Source organism: Mangrovibacterium diazotrophicum (genome assembly GCF_003610535.1).
Lineage (GTDB): Bacteria > Bacteroidota > Bacteroidia > Bacteroidales > Prolixibacteraceae > Mangrovibacterium > Mangrovibacterium diazotrophicum.
In genome coordinates this window covers 250,444-272,869 of record NZ_RAPN01000003.1, presented here as the reverse complement: position 1 = coordinate 272,869, position 22,426 = coordinate 250,444, and the positions used below count along the sequence as shown (strand labels likewise).

24 protein-coding genes are annotated in these 22,426 nt (G+C 46.2%); 18 read left to right on the top strand and 6 right to left on the bottom strand.

Annotated elements, in window-relative coordinates; all coding sequences use genetic code 11:
• Positions 1-29: 29 nt before the first annotated feature.
• Positions 30-743: an RDD family protein gene (locus BC643_RS19345; RefSeq protein ID WP_120274928.1), complete on the bottom strand. Its 714-nt coding sequence runs from the start codon at positions 741-743 to the stop codon at positions 30-32.
• A 161-nt stretch (positions 744-904) separates the two neighbouring features.
• Between BC643_RS19345 and BC643_RS19340 the strand changes: the two genes are divergently transcribed.
• From BC643_RS19340 to BC643_RS19310, 7 genes are all read left to right on the top strand, one after another.
• Complete coding sequence (locus BC643_RS19340; protein WP_120274927.1) at positions 905-1,879, top strand: stage II sporulation protein M; 975 nt, start codon at positions 905-907, stop codon at positions 1,877-1,879.
• Positions 1,863-2,723, top strand: coding sequence for a hypothetical protein (locus tag BC643_RS19335; protein ID WP_120274926.1), 861 nt, complete (start codon positions 1,863-1,865; stop codon positions 2,721-2,723). Before BC643_RS19340 ends, BC643_RS19335 begins: the two co-directional genes overlap by 17 nt.
• A complete protein-coding gene (locus BC643_RS19330) occupies positions 2,716-3,426 on the top strand; it encodes a DUF4129 domain-containing protein (RefSeq protein ID WP_120274925.1) in 711 nt (236 codons plus the stop codon). The genes BC643_RS19335 and BC643_RS19330 overlap by 8 nt, the downstream gene beginning before the upstream one ends.
• Positions 3,423-4,634 carry a DUF4350 domain-containing protein gene (locus tag BC643_RS19325; RefSeq protein WP_120274924.1) on the top strand — a complete coding sequence of 404 codons (1,212 nt, stop codon included), beginning with the start codon at positions 3,423-3,425 and terminating at the stop codon, positions 4,632-4,634. Before BC643_RS19330 ends, BC643_RS19325 begins: the two co-directional genes overlap by 4 nt.
• Positions 4,635-4,637: 3 nt before the next feature.
• Positions 4,638-5,618 (top strand): AAA family ATPase, encoded by a 981-nt coding sequence (locus BC643_RS19320; RefSeq protein ID WP_120274923.1) that lies wholly within the window; start codon positions 4,638-4,640, stop codon positions 5,616-5,618.
• A gap of 10 nt (positions 5,619-5,628) precedes the next feature.
• On the top strand, positions 5,629-6,960 hold the full coding sequence (locus BC643_RS19315; protein WP_120275004.1) for a DUF58 domain-containing protein: 1,332 nt from the start codon (positions 5,629-5,631) through the stop codon (positions 6,958-6,960).
• A 305-nt stretch (positions 6,961-7,265) separates the two neighbouring features.
• Positions 7,266-8,279 carry a dihydroorotate dehydrogenase-like protein gene (locus BC643_RS19310; protein ID WP_120274922.1) on the top strand — a complete coding sequence of 338 codons (1,014 nt, stop codon included), beginning with the start codon at positions 7,266-7,268 and terminating at the stop codon, positions 8,277-8,279.
• Positions 8,280-8,409: 130 nt separating this feature from the next.
• On the opposite strand, the gene BC643_RS19305 is transcribed toward BC643_RS19310, so the two are convergent.
• Positions 8,410-9,723: a DEAD/DEAH box helicase gene (locus BC643_RS19305; protein ID WP_120274921.1), complete on the bottom strand. Its 1,314-nt coding sequence runs from the start codon at positions 9,721-9,723 to the stop codon at positions 8,410-8,412.
• Positions 9,724-9,792: 69 nt separating this feature from the next.
• On the opposite strand from BC643_RS19305, the gene rlmF reads away from it, so the two are divergent.
• A complete protein-coding gene (rlmF, locus tag BC643_RS19300; protein ID WP_120274920.1) occupies positions 9,793-10,755 on the top strand; it encodes a 23S rRNA (adenine(1618)-N(6))-methyltransferase RlmF in 963 nt (320 codons plus the stop codon).
• A gap of 25 nt (positions 10,756-10,780) precedes the next feature.
• Here the strand turns inward: rlmF and BC643_RS19295 are convergent, their stop codons facing one another.
• From BC643_RS19295 to BC643_RS19280, 4 genes are all read right to left on the bottom strand, one after another.
• Positions 10,781-11,023, bottom strand: a complete 243-nt coding sequence (locus BC643_RS19295; RefSeq protein WP_120274919.1) for a hypothetical protein — start codon at positions 11,021-11,023, stop codon at positions 10,781-10,783.
• A gap of 66 nt (positions 11,024-11,089) precedes the next feature.
• Positions 11,090-11,548 (bottom strand): 3-oxoacyl-ACP synthase, encoded by a 459-nt coding sequence (locus BC643_RS19290; RefSeq protein ID WP_120274918.1) that lies wholly within the window; start codon positions 11,546-11,548, stop codon positions 11,090-11,092.
• A 45-nt stretch (positions 11,549-11,593) separates the two neighbouring features.
• Positions 11,594-12,775: a SpoIIE family protein phosphatase gene (locus tag BC643_RS19285; protein ID WP_120274917.1), complete on the bottom strand. Its 1,182-nt coding sequence runs from the start codon at positions 12,773-12,775 to the stop codon at positions 11,594-11,596.
• Entirely contained in the window at positions 12,772-13,704 is a 933-nt protein-coding gene (locus BC643_RS19280) for a PAS domain-containing protein (RefSeq protein ID WP_120274916.1), read from the bottom strand. Before BC643_RS19280 ends, BC643_RS19285 begins: the two co-directional genes overlap by 4 nt.
• Before the next feature lie 340 nt (positions 13,705-14,044).
• Here BC643_RS19280 and BC643_RS19275 point away from each other — a divergent pair, with 340 nt between their 5' ends.
• The 10 genes from BC643_RS19275 to nuoE all read left to right on the top strand — a co-directional run bounded on the left by BC643_RS19275 (position 14,045) and on the right by nuoE (position 22,417).
• Positions 14,045-14,389: a hypothetical protein gene (locus tag BC643_RS19275; protein WP_120274915.1), complete on the top strand. Its 345-nt coding sequence runs from the start codon at positions 14,045-14,047 to the stop codon at positions 14,387-14,389.
• Between the two features lies 1 nt (position 14,390).
• On the top strand, positions 14,391-14,801 hold the full coding sequence (locus BC643_RS19270; protein WP_120274914.1) for an ATP-binding protein: 411 nt from the start codon (positions 14,391-14,393) through the stop codon (positions 14,799-14,801).
• Positions 14,801-16,180, top strand: coding sequence for a [Fe-Fe] hydrogenase large subunit C-terminal domain-containing protein (locus BC643_RS19265; protein WP_120274913.1), 1,380 nt, complete (start codon positions 14,801-14,803; stop codon positions 16,178-16,180). The genes BC643_RS19270 and BC643_RS19265 overlap by 1 nt, the downstream gene beginning before the upstream one ends.
• Positions 16,167-16,505 (top strand): DRTGG domain-containing protein, encoded by a 339-nt coding sequence (locus BC643_RS19260; RefSeq protein WP_120274912.1) that lies wholly within the window; start codon positions 16,167-16,169, stop codon positions 16,503-16,505. Before BC643_RS19265 ends, BC643_RS19260 begins: the two co-directional genes overlap by 14 nt.
• The gene (locus tag BC643_RS19255; RefSeq protein WP_120274911.1) at positions 16,502-17,248 is read left to right on the top strand and encodes a PHP domain-containing protein; all 747 of its coding nucleotides are present in this window, start codon (positions 16,502-16,504) and stop codon (positions 17,246-17,248) included. Before BC643_RS19260 ends, BC643_RS19255 begins: the two co-directional genes overlap by 4 nt.
• Positions 17,245-17,796: an ATP-binding protein gene (locus tag BC643_RS19250; protein ID WP_120274910.1), complete on the top strand. Its 552-nt coding sequence runs from the start codon at positions 17,245-17,247 to the stop codon at positions 17,794-17,796. Before BC643_RS19255 ends, BC643_RS19250 begins: the two co-directional genes overlap by 4 nt.
• A gap of 83 nt (positions 17,797-17,879) precedes the next feature.
• Entirely contained in the window at positions 17,880-18,275 is a 396-nt protein-coding gene (locus BC643_RS19245) for a (2Fe-2S) ferredoxin domain-containing protein (RefSeq protein WP_120274909.1), read from the top strand.
• 14 nt (positions 18,276-18,289) lie between these two features.
• Positions 18,290-20,083: an NADH-quinone oxidoreductase subunit NuoF gene (locus BC643_RS19240; RefSeq protein ID WP_120274908.1), complete on the top strand. Its 1,794-nt coding sequence runs from the start codon at positions 18,290-18,292 to the stop codon at positions 20,081-20,083.
• A 15-nt stretch (positions 20,084-20,098) separates the two neighbouring features.
• Positions 20,099-21,850, top strand: coding sequence for an NADH-dependent [FeFe] hydrogenase, group A6 (locus BC643_RS19235; RefSeq protein ID WP_120274907.1), 1,752 nt, complete (start codon positions 20,099-20,101; stop codon positions 21,848-21,850).
• Between the two features lie 63 nt (positions 21,851-21,913).
• Positions 21,914-22,417, top strand: a complete 504-nt coding sequence (gene nuoE / locus BC643_RS19230; RefSeq protein WP_120274906.1) for an NADH-quinone oxidoreductase subunit NuoE — start codon at positions 21,914-21,916, stop codon at positions 22,415-22,417.
• Positions 22,418-22,426: the final 9 nt, after the last annotated feature.

The window sequence follows — 22,426 nt, the reverse complement described above, 5'->3', positions numbered from 1 at the left end:
TGCAGGTTTTTTTAATTTAAAAGAGCAAATCATTTATGAATGAGGTAGTAGTCGTCAAGCAATTGCTCCAAAAATTTAATCGGTTTTAACTCAGTCGTCAAACTCAACTTTTGCTTCATATTTGCACTTACCTGGATCACCATTTTTGCCGATTTACCGATGTAGCCGTTTTCTTTCCCATAGGCCAAAACTTCCTTGATTATTTCAACATCCTCATCTTCCATCAACGAAGCCTGTGCAAAAACAACTTGCGCCTCCGGCGACACGTGTTTATTGAAGCTGAAATTCTGAAATTTCGTACTTGAATCGAGCCGAACGACAAGCGTTTTAGCCGCCAGATCCCCCAGGCGTTGCCCATGCTTACTAAACAGTATCGAACAAATACCAACGACGCCTGCAAAGCTGTAAATGTCAATAATGCGAAGAAGCCAACGAAGCAGGTATGAGCTGAAGGGAACTTGCCGCCCTTCCTGGTGTACAACTTTGATTTTCATGACCATTTTCCCCAAGCTTTGCCCGTTAAATGCAAGCTCCATGATTAAACTGTAGAAATAGATCGGTAGCCCATAGATAATCCAGAACGTATTCGAACTAAAGCCAAATTGAGCGATGATCCCACCAATCATCAGGTAAACTGAAAATACCGCGACATCAAGCAATGTTGCCAGAATTCGTTCGCCAACGCTGGCTTTGTTTTGCACTAATAAGGTGTTTTGCGCAGTTTGAAGACTAATTTCGTACATAGCAGATTATTGGTTCTCTTTTTTTTATTGTCCAACGGACTATTTTGTTATTTTAGCTATGAAAATAACATATTCTTTTTTAATAAAAGAACTTATTTTCATCCGGAGGAAGGTTTAATTCCCCTCTACTAACCCCAAACGCAGATCGAGTTGACAGAGGTATGAAAGAGATCGTTTTTATTAAACGGAATTCTGAAAAGTGGAAAAAAATTGAAGATGCCCTAAACGGACATGTGCGCATTTCGCCCGACGAACTTTACAACCTTTATGTTGGACTGAATGATGACTATTCCTATGCGCGAACCTTTTATCCGACGGGAGAGTCTTCTGCCTATTTAAACCAACTCACAATTCGGGTTCACCAACAGATTTACCGGAATAAAAAGATCAAAAAGAACCAATTCGCCCAATTCTGGAAAACCGACTACCCTCTCCTCCTATACAAGAACCAAAAATATTTTTGGTACGCGTTTACCATTTTTGTATTGAGTATCTTAATCGGAGTGGTGTCAACTGCAGCCGATCCGGACTTCCCCCGTTTAATTCTGGGAGACTCCTACGTAAACATGACTTTGGATAATATCGAGAGTGGTGATCCGATGGCGGTTTACAAAAAAGCACAGGAAATGGATATGTTTCTGGGGATTACAATCAACAACATCCGAGTGGCATTTTATGCTTTTATCGCCGGGGTTTTGTTTTCCTTCGGTTCCGGACTGATCTTGCTTTCCAACGGAATCATGCTGGGTTGTTTCCAGTATTTCTTTTACCAACATGGTTTATTGGGAGAATCGATTTTAACGATATATATCCACGGAACACTCGAGCTATTTTCAATCGTTATGGCCGGCGCTGCAGGTTTGGCTATCGGGAACAGCATTCTGTTTCCCGGAACTTATAAGCGTTTGGTTTCGTTCCAACGAGGGGCTGTCATCGGTCTAAAAATGGTAAGCGGCGTGGTACCCCTGTTCATCGTCGCCGGATTCCTGGAAGGCTTTATAACCCGCCATACCGAGTTCCCCAATTCAATCCGCATAACCATCATCGTTGCATCATTAGCGTTCATTGTTTGGTATTTTTTCAGATACCCCAAAACCATACACCTAAAATTATCATCGAATGGAAAAGATTTTTAAATTCAGAATGGTCCGGGATTTCGGAACCGTTTTAAACCACGCTTTCGAATTTATCAAACACGAGTATAAACGCATCGGACAAGCCTTGCTTTATTTCGTTCTGCCCGTTTTCATCCTCACCGGTATAGCTATGGCGTACACCACAAAAGTCTACACCGCTGACCTTCTAAATTCTACTGACTTTACAACCGTAAATTCACCATTCAACAACCTTAAAATAACTGGAATAAACTATCTCCTAATGTTAGTTAACCAATCAGTTCTGTGCACCGTCATCTATCTGTTCATAAAACTATACCAGGAAAAGCGGGGCGATTTTAAAATCGAAGAACTGAAACCATTGATTTTAAAGTATGTTCCCAAAGTTTTTCTAGCCAGCATTATTACGGTTATTATTACGGTAATTGCCATGATGTTTCTCTTAATTCCGGGCATATACCTGGGTGTCGTATTTTCCCTGGTATTCCCTCTTCTGATCATTGAAGATTTAAGCATCGGCCAAGCTATGAGCCGCAGTTTTGACCTGATCAAAAAAAGATGGTGGGTCACTTTCGGGATCCTTGTTATTTCTGTGATTGTTTTCTATGTGTTCAGCTTAATATTCGCGCTCCCCATGATGTTGATCACCGGATTTAAAGCCTTTAATGCTATCAGTACCAATAACCTCGGCGAGCTCTATTCAACGTCATATCTCATTGCCAATACAGTGATAACCATCATACAAACGTGCTTGTATCTGATTCCGTTCATTTGTATTGGCTTGCAATATTTTAGTCTGGTAGAAGAAAAAGAACGACCAACGCTGCAAGAAAAGATCGACCAGATGACACTCGCGAATGATTAGACTGTTAGCCAGAATATTACTTTTTACCACGTTATTGACTATTCAGATCAGTAACACCGTTTGGGCTGAAAATTCAGAAAGCGCTGCGAAAGAGGTTCAGTTTGATTCTGAAAAACTGGAACAATACCGGAACGACATCGATTTTGATTACTATTCCAAAAATCAGGAATCGTTTCAATTCCGAAATAAGATTATGGAGTATCTCGTTCGTTTTTTGAGGGCTGTTTTTAGCGACAAAGGGGCAGCTCCGATCGTCCGTTACATCTTACTGTTTGCCTTTGTAATTTTTGTCGTACTGAAGTTGAGCGGCGGTCAATTCCAATGGTTCCTCGGCTCGGGCGCCCGAATCCAAAAGGGGAAAGTTCTTATTCCGGAACAAGATATCCACGAGCTCAATCTATTACAGTTAGCTACCGATTCGCGACAAAACGGCAACTTGCGCATGAGCGTACGTTACTACTACTTGCATTTGTTGAAACTGATGGATGCAAGTGGAATCATTCAATGGCACAAAGACAAAACCAATCGTGATTACATTCGCGAAATCAAGTCGGACGAACTAAAATCTCAGTTTAAGCTGCAAACACAAATTTTCGATTATGTGTGGTACGGGCAGTTTAATCTGAATGAAGAGCAATATCTGCGGGTGCAATCCGAGTTCATCAAACTTTTCGAAAATATAGCAAAACCCCGAAAACAATGAAAGGACGGATAGGCTATATGATTGGATTGGTGGCACTGCTGGTGGTGTTAGTACTTGCGGAGAGCGTTGTACCCAAAGAAGCAGACTGGCGTGCGACATACGCCAAACGGGACAAAATTCCCTACGGAACTTACGTTCTCCATCAGTCGCTGACTGACCTTTTCCCTGATTATGAATTGAACGATATTGATCGTAGTTTTTTCCAGGAGTGGTTGGACGACAGTTTCGAAGACGGCAGCTTGCTGGTGATTACCCAGAACTTCGAACCGGACTCGCTCGATCTCAATTTGCTATTCGACCGGGTGGGCCGGGGAAATACAGCTCTGATTGCAGCTGAATATTTTTCACAGAATCTCATTGACTCGCTCGGTATCCATTTTGCCTACAATTTTACCTTGAAAGATACCGCCAGTAACCTGCAATGTCTGGGGAAAAATAACTGGGGACCAAGCTTTCGTTTCGATAAAATTAGTACCGACCGTTGGTTTGAGGTTGATTCGGTACCGAATGCCGAAGCCATTGGGAAAAGCAACGATAAAATCAACTTTGTGCGTGTGCCATATGGTGACGGATTTTTCCTGCTTCACTCGCAGCCCAGAGTATTCACCAATTTTCATGTTTTATACAATGATCATCGCTACCAGCAACGCGTTCTTTCGTGGCTAAGCAGTAATCAGAAGAAACTGGATTGGGATGAATATTACAAACCTTTCCGGCTCGAAGCAAACACACCGTTAAGAGTTATTTTGTCCATTCCCGCTTTACGAGCCGCTTACTGGACGCTGCTCATCGGACTTTTTATCTACATCATATCCAACATGCGCCGTCGGCAGCGCGCCATTCCGGTTGTTCGGCCAAAAATGAATTTATCACTCGATTTTGTACAAACGATCGGCTTGCTGTATTTCGACACGAAGGATCACAAAAACCTGGCGACAAAAATGTTCGCTGTGTTTACCGAACACATCTATTCTCAATACCTGCTGCGCATTGAGCAGAGCGATGCGTTTTACAAACAATTAGCTGCCAAGTCGGGAACTCCGGAAAAGCTAATCCGAAGCATCTTCGACCGCCATCGTCAGATCCAGGCTAAAATGCAAATAACCGAGGCTGACCTGATGATCTTCAACAAGGAAATTGAACAGTTCTACCAATTGAGCAGCCAGGGGATAACTAAAACAAAACTTGAAAATTCAATACCGCGATAAATCATGGAAGAAAATACGCTATTTGAAAACCGCACTGATTTCAGCTCGCTGAGTGCTGCAGTAGAGGGCATCAGAGCTGAAATTAAAAAAGTAATCGTCGGGCAGGACCGCATGATTGACCTGCTGATTGTGGCCATGCTAACCAATGGGCACAGCCTGATTGAAGGTGTTCCCGGAGTTGCTAAAACGCTGGCAGCACGTTTGCTGGCCAAATCGGTCGATACCAACTTTTCGCGCATCCAGTTTACGCCCGACCTCATGCCGTCGGATGTGCTGGGAACATCAGTCTACAACATGGGCAAAGGTGAATTTCAATTCAAAAAAGGACCGGTTTTTTCGAACCTGGTGCTTATTGACGAGATTAACCGGGCACCTGCAAAAACGCAATCAGCTCTTTTCGAGGTGATGGAAGAACGGCAGGTTTCGGTTGATGGGATCAGCCACCCCATGCAGGCTCCGTTCCTGGTATTTGCCACGCAAAACCCGGTTGAACACGAAGGAACCTACCGTTTACCTGAAGCTCAGCTGGATCGTTTCCTGTTCAAAATCAATGTGGATTATCCTTCGGTTGAAGAAGAAGAAGACATTCTGAATTTTCACGATTCGGCAAAAGACCAAGTAAAAACAGAAGTGATTTCTCCTGTTGTAACGGCAGAGCAGCTGGTTGCGTTTCAAAAACAAATTTTTGATGTGCAGATCGAATCTGGCCTAAAAAACTACATTGCCCGCATCGTTACGGGCACCCGAAATCATAAAGATATTTACCTCGGTGCCTCTCCCCGCGCGAGCATTCACCTCATGAACGCAGCAAAAGCAGTCGCGGCTATTGAAGGGCGTGATTTTGTGACTCCGGCAGACATCAAAGAAGTGACTGTGCCTGTATTAGCGCACCGGATTATTTTGTCGCCCGAAAAAGAAATGGAAGGTTTCCGCCCCGAAGAAATGATCCAACTGCTTGTTCAGTCCATCGAAGTTCCACGATAAACCGAAACTCTTGAAAGGTAACAGAACACTCTATTTCAGCAACCGATTTTTCACTGCCCTGCTGGGGGTTGTGCTGCTATTTACACTGGGCTATCCATTTCCGTGGATTTTCATTGTGGCCCGTTTTGCCTTGGTCATTTTGGCGGCAACCGTACTCATTGACCTCCTTTGGCTTTTCGCCAGCAAAGGCAAAATCTCGGTAAAACGAAAAATTGGAATCCGCTTGTCGCTGGGGGATGAAAACCCGGTTACGTTACAGCTGAAAAGTAGCTTCCCCTTTCAACTCAAAATTGAAATTATTGATGAAGTACCCTCGCAGTTTCAAAAACGCGATTTCTACATCAAAAGCCACATTGGCGCCGGAAAACGAAAGAATTTTAATTATTTCCTGAAACCGCTCAGCAGAGGCGAATATGAATTTGGCCAAACCCGCGTGATCGCCGGTACACTGTTAGGACTCGTACAGCGTCGGTTCAGTGCAGGCAACGAGCAAATGCTCCCGGTTTATCCGTCCTTTATTTCGATGCGGAAATTCGAACTCATGAGCATTTCCAATCGACTGGAGGACATCGGCATTAAGCGCATACGGAAAATCGGCCAGCACTCCGAATTTGATCAAATTCGCGAATATGTACCAGGCGACGATTCGCGCACACTGAATTGGAAAGCCACGGCACGCAAAGGCGCACTGATGGTCAATCAATACCAGGACGAACGCTCGCAACAAGTCATCTCACTATTGGATATGGGGCGCGTGATGGAAATGCCTTTCGAAGGTATGGCCTTGCTCGATTACGCGATAAACGCAAGTTTGGTAATCTCCAATACGGCGATGCTGAAACACGACAAAGCCGGCTTAATTAGTTTCTCCAACCAGTTGCACAGCCTGGTGTCGCCCGACCGCCGCGGAGGCCATATGCAACGAATTCTGGAGACACTTTACAACCAGAAAACCGATTTCAGCGAGTCGTCCTACGAACGCCTGTACGCAGCCATCCATTCCCGCATTCGGCAACGATCGCTGCTGGTTCTATACACTAATTTCGAGGGACTGCCCTCTCTAAAACGACAATTGCCCTACCTTCAAAAGTTAGCCAGCAAACACTTGTTGCTTGTCGTGATTTTTGAAAATACAGAAGTGAAACAGTTAGCTGCGAATGAATCGAAAAACTTGCAAGAAGTATACATTCATGCGATCGCCCGCAAATTCATTCACGACAAAAAAGTCATGTGTAACGAACTTAAGCGTTATGGAATTCTGTCACTTTTAACCCGTCCCGAAGAGCTTTCCGTCAATCTCATCAACAAGTACCTCGAAATCAAAGCTCGCGAATTAATCTGATACCGGACTGACCGAAACCTACAGCTCTTAATTTTTGATAAAACTGAAACTTTGCCTGCTCTAGAATAATCGAACGAACCCATTAATCCGCCTGGGTTCTCTTTACTTCAAAAACATGGTGTTAGCTTCGGCTAACAGATTTTTTTTGTATTTCATTGCCGCCTCCTTCCGATTCAGCTAAATTCTTGCTAAATTATACTGCAAATAAATTAACATTGAATTAGCTGAAAATTTAAAATATTGCTTGAACAAAAGATTAATTCATTCAGTTTAAATACCAGAAAACAATCCAAAAAATCAATATTATGGCAGATTTATCCACTAGCTACATGGGGTTAAAATTGAAGAACCCGATTATTCTCGGCGCCAGCAATCTTGTTACAAAACCGGAGGCAATTGAGCAGATTGAGGAAGCCGGAATTGGTGCTATCGTTTACAAATCATTGTTTGAGGAACAAATTCAGCTCGAATCTATTCAGATGGATGAAGAACTGCACGAATATGAGGAGCGGAGTGCGGAAATGACCCGTTTGTTCCCGGAGATGGAGCACGCTGGTCCGAAGGAACATTTGATGAATGTGAAAGCGCTCAAGAATAAAGTAAAAGTGCCGGTTATTGCCAGTTTAAACGCCATATATGAAACGACGTGGATTGACTATGCCCGCGAATTGGAACAAACCGGTGTTGATGCGTTAGAACTCAACCTGTATGCTACTCCAGGATATTTCGAAATTGAAGGGGAAAAAATTGAAGAAAAGCAGATTCAGGTTGTTAAGAGCATTAAAAAAGCCGTGAAAATCCCGGTGAGCGTTAAATTGAGTCCGTTCTATTCCAATACCTTGAATTTCATTAAAAAACTGGATGAAGCCGGAGCTGACGGTTACGTACTTTTCAACCGCTTTTTCCAGCCCGAAATTGATATCGAAAAAGAAGAATTCTACTACCCCTGGGATTTAACTCAGGAACGCGACTACCAGTTGGCTCTTCGTTATGCCGGTTTGCTTCATGGCAACATTGATGCCAGCGTTGCTGCCACCCGCGGTATTTCAACTTCATCCGATGTGATTAAAATGTTGCTCGCCGGTGCTGATGTGGTACAGATGGTATCTGCATTCTACCGGAAACAGCCGACTTATGCTGCCACGCTTATCAAAGAGTTGAGCGATTGGATGGATGCTAAAGGCTACAAAAAGATTAAAGATTTCCGCGGCAAACTGTCACGCAAAAACATGAAAGATCCTTTCACCTATCAACGCGCACAGTACGTCGACATTTTGATGAAATCAGAAGAAGTTTTCAAAACTCACCCGATGATTTAGTTTTCAATTAGTTTATAAAATCGAAGGGGCTCCTGTAATGGGAGCTTTTTTTGTTTTATGAGAACAAAAAAGACAACCCGAGTTCATATTCCGAGGAAAATTAGTTCACATCTATGCTTTGGGGAGAAACTCAGTCGACTACTGCAACCCGAACTTTTTTATTTTTCAACTTGCTGTTATCCACCAACTGAATCAACTGTTTTACTTTGGAACGGTGTACTGCTGCAAACGCACAATCTTGTTTCAGCTCGATCACTCCCAAATGATCTTTGCCCAACTGCCCCTGCTTGAAGAACAATCCTGCCAAGTCGCCTTTTGAGATTTTGTCTTTTCGACCGCCCGAAATCATCAGCGTCGCCCATTGCGAGTCTTGTGGTAAAGGAGCCTCTGTAAGTTCTTCAATTTCTGCATCAGGAATAAATTCGGGCAAGCTTTCTTCCGCCCACTTCAAGATATAGGCGGTTCCGTCGCTGAACATGCGAGCCGTACGACCATTACGGTGCGTAAACTCGTGACTTCGTCCCGGCAACTGGTAATGGATAATGAAACGAATTTCGGGAACATCGATACCGCGGGCGGCCAGGTCGGTTGCCAACAGTAACTGATGCGTTCCATTCCGAAATTTAATCAGCGCCCGTTCCCGGTCCACCTGTTCCATGCCTCCATGAAAACAGCCATGTGCAATTTTCTTCTCCGACAAATAGTTGCTGATCCGATCGATGCTTTCCTTGTAGTTACAAAACACAATGCCTGGCTCGTTCCCAATATGACAAAGCGCTTGAACGAGCGTTTCCAACTTATCTTTTCCCGGCGACACAATCGTTTTGATAGTCAGTTGTGATTCACTCTCACCCAGAAAATTCAGAACTGCTGGCTTTTTCAAGCCTACAAAAGCAGGTATCGACGCGTGCATGGTTGCCGAGGTTAGTACCTTCTTTTTCAAATCCGGAAGCAGGGTAATAATTTCACTCATTTCAGCTTCAAAGCCGACCTCAAGTGACTTGTCAAATTCATCGAGCACCAACATTCGAACCTCATCCGTGGAAAAAGTCTCGCGGCGCAAATGGTCAGCTAAGCGCCCTGGCGTTCCAATCAAAATGGCCGGTGGATGTGCTAAATTCAGTTTATCCTTCGAAAAAGACTGGCCTCCGTAAACCGCATTGGTTTTAAAACCCGAGCCCATGTCGCGGGTCACCTGCTCAATCTGAATAGCCAGTTCGCGCGTCGGGACGATTACCAAAGCCTGCACTTCCTTCACTTCCGGCTTAAGACCGGCAATCAACGGCAACATGAAAGCCAGCGTTTTCCCCGATCCGGTTGGCGAAAGTAAAACGACTTCGTTATTCGAATGAATGGCTAATTGCGCCTCCTCCTGCATCGGATTGAGCTCGGCAATATTCAATTTAGCCAGTATATTTTTTTGATTTTTAATCGATTTTGACATGCCACAAAGATAAGTGAATTTGTTTCTGCCTGATAAACCCTAATTTTGGAAGCTCAAAAAAGATTGTTCATGCCCGAAAAGAAAACAAATAGTTCGTCGGTGAAAACCGAGCTGCATCCGCGAAACAAAAACCGGGAGCGTTATAATTTTCCGCAGCTCGTTGCGGCCTGCCCCGAACTTGCCCCCTTTACCAAAATAAATCCATTCGGAGATGAATCAATCGATTTTTCCAATCCCCAAGCTGTAAAAGAACTTAACAAAGCCTTGCTGAGTGTCGACTACGGCATCGAATGGTGGGATATTCCGGCGGGATACCTTTGCCCTCCTATCCCCGGGCGGGCGGATTACATTCATCATATCGCCGATTTACTGGCGAGTTCAAACGGCGGAGTCGTTCCGACCGGCTCGAAAGTTCGCTGTTTGGATGTCGGTGTTGGAGCCAACTGCATTTATCCTATTATTGGAGCTACAGAATACGGGTGGAATTTTACAGGCGCTGACATCGATCCTGTTTCGCTCGAATCGGCAGAGCTGATCGTTTCCAGGAATGCAAAACTAGTTGGAGAAATTGAACTGCGGCATCAAGTCAATCCACAAAATATTTTTACAGGCATCATCGAGCCAGACGACCGCTTCGATTTGACGATCTGCAATCCGCCGTTTCATGCTTCGGCAGAAGAAGCCCAACGCGGAACTAACCGTAAAAACACAAACCTGAGGATTCGACAACAAGGGAAATCCAACCTCAACTTCGGAGGAAAGAGTAATGAGCTTTGGTGTGTTGGCGGCGAAGAAGTATTTCTGCAGCGAATGATTCGACAAAGCAAGCAATTCGAGAAGTCGTGCCTCTGGTTTACCAGCCTGGTTTCGAAAAGTGAGCGACTGCCGCGTATTTACAAAACGCTAAAACAAGAACAGGCTGTTGAAGTTCGAACCATCAACATGGGACAGGGAAACAAAGTCAGCCGTTTTGTCGCCTGGACTTTTTTAACAGCTGCGGAGCAAAACGAGTGGATAAAAAAATGGAAGTAACCTATTATCGACGGACACAGAAATCCTAACAGCGACCGCGGGCACAAGGGCTGTTTGTGATTAAAAAGCCGAACAGTGCTCCAATCATCAAACTATAAACATTCTCACCCAAGCTTAACTTTTGGAGGTCGCCAGTAATCAATGAAAACACCAGACTCAGCACCGCTCCCCCCGCCATGTAAACAAGCGTTTTCTTTCCGTGTTGTGTCCAAATATTCCGTTGGAACCAATTGCCTTGCGGCTTCAGATCTAATTGTTTAAACTGCATGTCTTATTTTATCAAAACATACAAATATATGAATATTTAATTTCAACCTGACGATCTTTTCCCGAATCAGAGAATTTCTTCGAGAATAATTTTCTTTCCGCCAAAGACGAGTTCATCACCAGCTTCCTTCCCGAAAAACGATTTTCCAAGGGGCGACGCCAGTGACAAGCAAATGTATTCTTCGCCCATAAAAGCCAGTTTCCCATAAGCAATCGAAAGAAAATAGTTTCCCGCATTCGTAACCAACAAACTACCAAACTCCGCCAGTTCATATTTTTTCTCCGGGTTGATTTTCAGCAAATCATTTTTCATCGCACCGGTTTTCGCCAGCTGAGCCGCTTGCTTGTCCATTTCTTGTTGAATCATTTCGCGACCAGTCTCATACTTGTCGCCTGCACTGCTTTTGGTATCGTTGTCGCGCGATTCTTTGGCTGCCTGAAGCGAATGCTCAATTTCATTCATTCGCTCGTCCATCAATTGGATCAGCGCATCCAACAATCCAGCTTTTATTGTTTGCTTGTTCATTTTTCGATTTTCAATTCGATCAACAAAAATCGTTTATTTCTTCACTTAAATAAATTCGAGGAATACTTTCTTGAAAAATCGCTCTTCCAGAATTTTCACAATGCGCCGAACCACGAACTTGCGAATCTGTATTTCAAAAGGTTGCTCCGGATCCTGGTGTGCGCGATTGATCCGTGTTCCCAAAAGGATATGAATCACATCGTGCTCCAGCAGCAGCTTGGCAACTTCTTCGGGTGGCGAGTTTTCAAGCCGTGTATTACTGGTGTGGCTTTCCAAAATCTCCTCAACCCGGCTCAGTGTTAAAATTCCTTCGGTCACCATTTCAAATCCTTCCATATCGGCAGCAGGCGGGATATTGTCCCAGTCGTAGTGGTGTTGAATGGAAATATCCAGCTGCATCTCGCGCGCAATGATCTCGGCTGTTGTTCCGCCACAAATGATCTTTTTCCCCGGGAACCCGGTTACGCGGCTCACAAAATCCTGGTCTTTAATTTTATAAAACGGAGGCCCGGTTATCAACATGAATTCCCTTGGCTTCCTGAAATTGATGACTCCGCAACTGGCGTCGTCCTTCATTTCAAACCCGTCGTTCATTTCCACCTGGTTCATGATTTTGCGGGCCAAACGGGTCGCTGTTACTTCTGGTTCGCGCTCCAGCTGATTCTGGACAAACGCTTCAAGCTTTTCGCGTCCCCATCCCATCGGAAAACGCTTTTCTCCCAAACCGCTCTGGGTCACACCGTCACTCACAAACACAATCCGGTCCCCTTTGATCGGCTTAAACTCGCGGACCCGAATGATTTTGCCCTTGTTCTCTTCACCCCGAATCGGGATCTCTAACTCCCTTGGCAGGTAAGGCTTCCCAAAACGGAATATTTGAGTCGGCGGATTGTCGTAATTGATAATGCGTACCAGCTCATCGTTGTCAATTTCAATGATCGTAAACGTGGCGTAGCTTTCTTTCCCGTCGCTGCTTCGCGGCAAAACGCGCATAAAAATATTAGCGGCGATTTCAGGCCGGGTATGAAACGACGCGTAATTCATCGCCATCGAAGCGGTCAGCGTTGCCATCACATTCGCTCGGATGCCATGCCCCAGGCCATCGGATAAAATCAGGATGTAGCGCCCCTCACCGCTGATCCGGCGCGAGTGAAACACATCGCCGCAAACAACCTGACCATGAGTCATCTTCTGTTGCAAATCAACGTCAACGTGCAGCTCGCTCATGCCTCGTCTTCCTCCCCGTAACTATAAGATTCAATTATTGAATGCAGCAACTCCTCCATCACCGAGGCATTTTCGCCCAACAAGAAGGCGATTTTCTGCACCGTCTCCATGTTCTGCTTGTTGACTCGGTGAGCCCGGCTAACAATTTCCTCGCGAACGAGCGCCGGTGCCGACATGTCGCGAATTAACGCGCCAACAACCCGATTCTTGTAAATGGTGATCACCGAAACATGCAATAATTTATTCTGATAACGGAGGTCGCGATCGAGACTGGCTTCTCCCGAACTCATAATCGAAACAAACATCCGGTAGATCGTGTCCGGCACCAATTCCTTCAGGTTGGCACCTTTCAGCCCGGGAACCGATTCGTACAATTCGGCAACGTCACCACCAATTAGCTGTGCAAATCCGGGATTCGAGTTGATCACATGCCAATCACTGTCAACAATCACAATCCCCGCCCGAATTTTGTGCAGCATAGCCGAAGCCATTTCCGACGCTTCCAAAGCTTCCTCAACCCGACGTTCAATTTTTCGCAGCTCACACAAATCGCGCATCAGGCAGAAAATACCTATCAATGCTCCACTTTCGTCATGTATCAACGACTTCTCGAACGCATATTCACAAGTTGCACCCGCAATATTTCGAATCCGGGCTTCATAATGCTGCTTCCCCTTTCCGGCAAGCAACTCGCCATCCAATCGTTCAAATGGTTCCAGTCGATTCGGATCCAGAAAATCACTTAAAGTTTTCCCGGAGAATACAACCTGCCCGCAATCGACAAGCTCACAAAAAGCACGGTTTACAAACAGGAGTTCTCCTTCAGGCTTCCGAAAGAAAACCGGCGTGGGCAAAGTATCGATTATTTGCTGTTGAATGCCTGAAAAGTCAGACCAACCGGATTGAAAAGATTTGTCATCGTAGATCATGGGCAAAGGTCTGTTAGATGGTTCTGTTAGTTCTGAAAATGTACAAAAAATAGTTCAAACGCCGAAGGATTGACTCACTGACTTATCCTTCCCAATCAATCGAAACAACAACACGATTTCAAACACGTCCGCTAAAACAACAAGCAATCGATTGCCTCCGATAAGCGACTTCTCAGATAAAGAATATACGACGCAACAAAACGACTAACTCGCAGTAATAGCGGGCAATGGCGTATTTTATAATCAATCTAAATTTGGGCACAAAAGCTCAGTTTATGGCTGAAAAAATCGTCGGTTTCTGCCTTTTCATCCATATTTGTAAAAACCATTTTTTGAACCCATGAAGATCTCTGAAGTCTGCGAATTATTGGAAGCAAAAATAATTTGCGACACCAAGCAGGATCACACCCTTGTTGAAAAAGGCTACAGCTCCGACTTAATGAGCGATGTGCTGACACTGGACACGGATCACCTGCTGTTAATAACGGGTATGTGCAACCTGCAGACCATTCGGACAGCAGAGATGGCTGAAGTTCGCTACGTCGTATTTGTTCGTAATAAAAAAGCGACAAAAGAAATGATCGCCTTGGCAACAGAACATGGCATTTGCCTGATGGAATCGCCTTACACTATGTTTAAGGCAAGTGGATTACTGTTTTCTGCAGGACTAAAACCTGTTTACTAGAATGGAGCTAAACTTTTCAATTGAGGGAGGAGATTTTACGCAGGCCGGACAAGCATCCAGCCGGGTAAAGGCGGTGTTGAAACAATTGGGAGTGAACACAAAATGTATCAAGAGTATTGTCATTGCGTTGTATGAAGCCGAGGTAAACGTAGTGGCTCATGCCTACAAAGGGTGGATCAATATTCAGATTGACAAAGACAAGATACGAATTGTCATCACCGACGAGGGCCCCGGGATTCCGGATATCGGCAAAGCGATGGAAGAAGGATTCTCGACGGCCAGCAAAAAGGTGCGGGAAATGGGATTTGGAGCCGGTATGGGGCTCCCGAACATGAAGAAAAACACCGATGAACTGAATATTGAAACAGTGGTTGGCGAAAGCACAACTGTAACAATGGTAAATTATTTCTGATGACAACGGCAGTACCTACATATCATGCGTTAAAAGTCGATGCCCAAAAATGCATCGGGTGCACGCACTGCATGACCTCATGTCCGACCGAGGCGATTCGCATCCGGAACGGGCTGGCTGTTATCGAGCAGAAACGTTGTGTTGACTGCGGACGTTGCATGCGGAAATGCCCGGCGAAAGCCATTTTTGTGGAGCAGGATGACCTCGACAAAATCAAGTCGTTCAAATATCGCGTAGTGCTGTTTCCATCGGTGATGATCGGTCAGTTTCCCGAGAATTATTCTGAAGACCAGATTTATGCAGCTTTACTGAAAATTGGCTTCACACATGTTTACGAGGTCGAACAACCAATCGGATTTTTGAAGGAATCGATTCGGGAATCCTGCAAAAAGGACAAAGATCACCGACCGCATATTTCTACCTTTTGTCCGTCGATTGTTCGGCTGATTCGTATTCGTTACCCGTCGCTGGCCGAAAACCTGATTCATTGCAAAGCACCGCACGATTTAGGAGCTCACTTCGCCCTGGAACAACTCATGGCACAAGGTGCCAACCGTGACGAAATCGGCTTGTTCTATGTGACTCCCTGCATCGCCAAAATGAGTGCCGTTAAAAGTCCCTTGGGCGAGAAGGAATCGATTGTGAATGGCATCATCAACATGAATGAGCTTTACAACAAGGTTCGTAAAAATATCAGTACCAAAGAAGCTCCGGATACGTCGGATCAACGAGCAACCCTGACCCGCGACGGAATCCTTTGGAGCCTCACCCGCGGCGAAGCCCGCCACTTTGGCGAACGAAGCATGGCGATAGACGGGATTCACAATGTTGTAAAATTTCTGGAGCGACTGGAAAACGAGGAAGTCCCGGATATCGATTTTCTGGAACTTCGTGCCTGCGACCAAAGTTGCGCCGGCGGAAACCTGCTTTCGGGGAATCGTTTCCTGACATCCGAGCGGCTTGAACGCCGGGCAAAACGCTATCAGCCGGCTATCAAGTTCAAGAATCATCCGATTCAGGAAATGGCTGCCACATTAAAACCCAAGCTCGCCTTGGATGCCATCAAGCCCAACCCGGTTTTCATTCTCGACCAGGATCGCGAAAAAGCGTTGGAAAAGATGAGCAAAATGCAACGCATCATCTGTTTCCTGCCCGGAATTGACTGCGGAGCCTGTGGCGCCCCCAATTGCCAGGCATTGGCCGAGGACATGGTGAATCAAAAAGCAAAAATGTCGGATTGTGTATTCCTGCAGCAAACCTGGCAGGAAGAAAATAAAATATCAACCTCCAAAGCCCTGAAAAATATGGAGAAAAAATGGGGCAAAGATCGATTTAAAGCAGACTGTAACAAAAGAGGAAGAAGAAATGAAGGTTTCTGAAATCATAGATCAACTCGGATTAAAAGTTGTTTCGGGCGGGAAAGGTCTCGACCGCGAAATAAGCGGAGCTTATGTCTCCGACCTGTTAAGTGATGTGATGGGCAATGCCCACGAAGGACAAGTGTGGATCACGCTGCAAGTGCACCAAAATGTGATGGCCATTGCGTCGTTGAAAGACATGGCCGCTGTTATTTTGGTGAAAGATCTGAAAGCGAATGAAAATACGATCCATCACAGCAACGAAGAACAAATCCCGATCCTGTCAAGCTCTCTGTCAACATTTGAAATCGCCGGTAAATTGTACGCTTTACTGAACGGCCAATGATGCGGAAGTTCAGGGCCGACCTCCACCTGCATACGGTGCTTTCGCCGTGTGCCGATTTGGCGATGAGCCCTGACCAGATCTTGACCATTGCCCGGCAGAAACAGCTGGACATTATTGCCATCACCGATCACAACAGCACCAAACAATGCAAAGTGATTCGGGAAATGGCTGCCGATCACGGGATTGTTGTGCTGAACGGATGCGAGGTGAACAGCCGCGAAGAAGTGCACTCGCTCTGCCTGTTTGAAAATGATCACAGCAGAGCAGAATTTCAGGCTTTCATCGACCAGTATTTGCCCAACATCCCCAACCGCCCCGATTATTTTGGATACCAGGTTGTGGTAGATCGGGAGAACATGATTCTGGAAGAAATTCCCTGGTACCTGGGCAATGGCCTGCAGGTAAGTTTGGAAGAGATCGCTGATTACACCCACCGATTAAACGGGATTTTTATTCCCGCACACATCGACCGCCCCATCAATAGCCTCTTCAGCCAACTGGGCTTTTTACCCAAAGAGCTGAAGATTGACGCACTGCAAATCAGCAAACAAGCCAGTGAAATGTCGATTCGAAAGATGTTCGACATTCATTCGGACATTACGCTGATTAAAGCCTCTGACGCACACTACCTCGAAGATATTGGCACAGCCTGCTCCGTCTTTGAACTGGTTAATCCGACCTTCGAGGAAATACGCTGGGCACTTCATCGCCAACATGGTCGATCGGTAAAAATTGAAACATGACTGAACTAGCCTTACATATTCTCGACCTTGCCCAAAATTCGATCAGGGCAAATGCCCGGCTCATCGAAATCTTCATCATGGAGAATCCTGACGCGGATTACTACCGTATTGTGATAAAAGATGACGGCGATGGCATGACACCTGAGACACTGCAAAAAGTTACCGACCCGTTTTTCACCTCCCGAACAACCCGAAAAGTTGGGCTCGGCATCCCGATGCTGAAGCAAAATGCAGAGCAATGCAATGGTTCATTTCAAATTGAATCGACACCTGGAGCAGGCACCAAACTCGCGGCTACTTTTGGCTACCATCACATCGATCGCCCTCCATTGGGCGACATCACAGGCACGATCCTCATCCTGCTGGCAAACGAAACCGACACCGATGTTTTATACCGCCATCAGACCCTGCTGGGCGAATTCAATTTCGACTCGCGCGAGATTAAGAAAATACTGGAAGGAACTCCTTTGGTGACCAAAGAAATCAGAGAGTTCTTAAAGTCGATGATTGAAGAAAATTTAGATCAAATACAGATTGCAAAAGAATGATTTTTAATCTGTTTCACCCGATACAAAAAACCGAACTTTAAAATAGAAATCGAAAAAAACGTAATAACTAACCCAAAATCACGATGACAAAAATCAAATCGCTGGCTGACCTTCGCAAACTCAAAGACGAGGTGCAGTCGAAAATCAAACTTCGGGAGAAAGGAGATAATCCCGAAAATCTGATCCACATCAAAGTATCCATGGCCACTTGCGGCATCGCATCGGGAGCCAAGGAAACCATGAACTACCTAATCGAAGAACTCGATCACCAGGGAATCGATGCCATCGTTACCCAAACAGGTTGCATGGGCTACTGCTATGCCGAGCCAACCATCGAAGTGAGCATCCCCGGCAAGGAACCCGTTATTTACGGACATGTCAACAAAGACAAAGCACTCGAAATCATCGAAAAGCACCTCAAACTGAACGAGCTGGTGGACGGCATTATCCCGACCAACTACAAAACCATCGAAGACTAACTAACCCAAACAAAATGGCAGAATTTAATACGCATATACTGGTCTGCGGCGGAACCGGCTGTAAAGCTTCCCAAAGCGACCTGCTAAAAGCAAATTTGAAAAACCGACTGGCTGACCACGGACTACAGAACGAAGTGCAGGTGCTGCAAACCGGCTGTTTTGGTTTTTGCGAGAAGGGGCCGATTGTCAAAATTCAGCCCGACAATACTTTTTACGTTTCGGTTGAGCCGAAGGACGCCATCGAAATTGTAGATGAGCATATTTTGAAAGGCCGTAAAGTGGAACATTTGCTGTTTAAAGATCCGAAAAACGACAAGCGGGTGGACGACAGCAAACACATGGACTTTTACAAAAAACAAGTTCGTATTGCACTGCGCAACTGCGGTTTTATCAATCCCGAAAATATTGAAGAGTACATCGGTAACGACGGCTACGCTGCGCTGGGTACCTGCCTCGAAAATTACAAACCGACCGAAGTAATCGATCTCATCAAAAAGTCGGGCTTGCGTGGCCGTGGCGGTGGCGGATTCCCCACCGGCCTGAAGTGGGAAATCACCAACAAAGTTGAAGCCGACCAAAAATATGTGGTTTGCAATGCCGACGAAGGCGACCCGGGAGCCTTCATGGATCGTTCAATCCTGGAAGGCGACCCGCATTCGGTGATCGAAGCCATGGCCATTTGCGGCTACTGCATCGGCGCATCCAAAGGCTTGGTCTACATTCGGGCTGAATACCCACTCGCGATCAAACGTCTGAAGGTTGCACTAGAACAAGCTGCAGAATATGGCTTGCTCGGTGAGAAAATTCTGGGTTCCGACTTCGATTTCGAGATTGAAATCCGCTACGGAGCAGGTGCTTTTGTTTGCGGTGAAGAAACAGCACTTATCCACTCCATGGAAGGTCTGCGCGGCGAACCAACTTTTAAACCTCCATTCCCATCAGAATCGGGTTACATGGGCAAGCCAACCAACGTGAACAACGTGGAAACCTTTGCCAACATTCCGCCAATCATCAACAAGGGAGCTGACTGGTTCGCCGGCATTGGCACCGAAAAATCAAAAGGAACCAAAGTGTTTGCCCTCGCCGGCAAAATCAACAATGTCGGCCTCATCGAAGTACCCATGGGAATCACCCTGCGAGAAGTCATTTACGACATTGGCGGTGGCATTAAAGACGGCAAAGAATTTAAGGCTGTGCAAACCGGCGGACCGTCGGGTGGTTGCCTCACCAAAGATTTCCTCGACACTCCAATCGACTACGACAACCTGCTGGCGGCCGGATCGATGATGGGATCGGGTGGTATGATTGTGATGGATGAAGACGACTGCATGGTGTCCATCGCCAAATTCTACCTCGAATTTACCCTCGACGAATCCTGCGGAAAATGTACCCCTTGCCGCATCGGAAATAAACGCCTTTTCGAGATTCTCGACAGCATCAGCCAAGGCAAAGGAACCAAAGAAGATATTGACAAATTACGCAGGCTGAGCTATGTGATCAAAGACTCGAGCTTATGTGGCTTGGGCCAAACCTCTCCCAACCCGGTGCTTTCAACCCTCGATCATTTCATCGACGAGTACAACGCCCACGTCGAGCACCACAAGTGCCCGGCAGGCCAGTGTAAAGCACTTTTGAGTTACCACATCGACGAAGAAAAATGTACCGGTTGTACGCTGTGCTTCCGCAACTGCCCGGTTGGCGCCATTTCTGGCGAAAAGCGCGGACCACACTACGTCGATCAGTCGCTTTGTATTAAGTGCGGCATCTGTTTGGAGAAATGTAAGTTTGACGCGGTGAAGATCGCATAACGAAGAGGATTTAACATGGAAAAAATCACCTTAAATATCGACCATAAAAACATCGAAGTTCCCAAGGGAACGACGATTTTGGAAGCAGCTGCAGAAGTGGGCATCGACATTCCGACGCTTTGCCACATGAAGCTGCACGACATGAATATTGAAAATAAGCCCGGCGGTTGCCGTGTTTGCGTGGTAGAAGTGAAAGGCCGCCGAAACCTGGCACCTGCTTGCTGCACCGAAGTGGCTCAGGGAATGGAAATCAGCACCCACTCGATGCGTGCTGTGAATGCCCGCCGTACAATTCTCGAGCTGATCTTATCCGATCACCCCGCCGACTGCCTGGTTTGTGCCAAGTCGGGCAATTGTGAGCTGCAGGACATGGCTCACCAAATGGGTATCCGCGAAATCCATTACCAGGGAGCACAAACCCATTACCGCGAGGATACTTCGCCGGCAATCATCCGCGAAATGGATAAATGCATCCGCTGTAAACGTTGCGAAACCATGTGTAACCACGTGCAAACCGTGGGCGTGCTGTCGACGATTAATCGTGGTTTCGAGGCGGTGATTTCACCCGCTTTCGAAATGAACCTCGACCACTCCGTTTGTACCTATTGCGGCCAGTGCGTAGCGGTGTGTCCTACCGGCGCCTTAACCGAGGTTGACGAAACAGGTGCCGTGATCCGGGCATTGTCTGATCCTTCCAAAACAGTGATCGTTCAAACTGCTCCCGCCGTGCGCGCTGCCTTGGGTGAAGAATTTGAAATGGAAGCCGGAACACTGGTTACCGGGAAAATGGTATCGGCCCTGCGTCGCCTTGGGTTTGACTATGTGTTCGACACCGACTTCGCTGCCGACCTCACCATCATGGAGGAAGGCACTGAATTGCTGAGTCGTTTGGGCAAATACCTGGCTGGCGACAAAGAGGTAAAAATGCCAATCCTGACATCGTGCTGCCCGGCCTGGGTGAAATTCTTTGAACACCAATTCCCTGAATTGAAAGACATTCCGTCGACAGCCCGCTCACCACAGCAAATGTTTGGTGCCATTGCCAAAACCTATTTCGCTGATAAGATCGGTGTGAAGCGCGAAGATTTGGTAGTCGTATCCATCATGCCATGTGTGGCCAAGAAATATGAAAGCAGCCGCGACGAGTTTGCCGTAGATGGCAATCCCGATGTCGACCACGCCTTGACAACCCGAGAATTGGCGTCACTGATCAATTTATCGAACATCGATTTCAACTCGTTACCGGAGGAAGACTTCGACAAACCACTAGGCGAATCGACCGGTGCCGGAGTTATCTTCGGAACAACCGGAGGTGTGATTGAAGCAGCTGTTCGTACCGCTTACGAAGTGCAAACCGGCAAAATGCTACCTCGGCTCGATTTCCACGAATTACGCGGAATGGAAGGTCTGCGCAAAGCGACCATCGACTTCGACGGCACTCCAATCAATATTGGAATTGCACACGGACTGGGAAATGCCCGCCAACTGCTCGAGGAAATCAAAGCAGGCAAAAGCGAGTTTCATGCCATTGAAATCATGTCGTGCCCCGGCGGATGTATCGGCGGAGGCGGTCAACCCTATCATCATGGTGATGTAGAAATTCTGAAAAAACGTCAGAAAGCGCTCTATTCCGAAGACAAGAACAAAACACTTCGGAAGTCGCACGAGAACCCACACATCAAAAAGCTTTACGAAGAGTTCCTGGGAGCACCGATGAGCGAAAAAGCACATCACCTGTTGCATACCAAATATTTCGACAGAAGCTAGTTGTGAAAACGCCAGATATTAGATGATAGATTTTTAGACAAATCACTTAAGAGACACAACATCATGACTAAAATAAAATTAGCAGAAAATACCATAGAACTGATCAAATCGGTCTGCGCTCAGTTTGAGAACAAGGAATCGGAGTTGATCAATGTGCTACATCAGGTTCAGGGGAAATTAGGCTACCTGCCGGCTGAAGTTCAGGAGGTAATTGCCAACGAGCTGAACATGTCCGTAGCCAAAGTTTACGGCGTCGTCACTTTCTATTCATTCTTCACCATGCTGCCGCAAGGCGAACACCCAATTTCCATTTGCATGGGAACAGCCTGTTACGTGCGTGGCGGCGAAAAAGTATTGCACGAGTTTAAACGTCACCTGGGTATCGAAGTAGGGCAAACCACCCCGGATGGCAAGTTTTCGATCAACTGCCTGCGCTGTGTCGGCGCTTGCGGTTTGGCTCCGGTTGTATTGGTTGGCGAAAAAGTGTACGGACGCGTATCGCCGCAACAGGTGAGCAAAATTATTGCTGAGTACCAGGAAGGTTGCGCAAATGCGCAAACGGCATAGAGGAACACT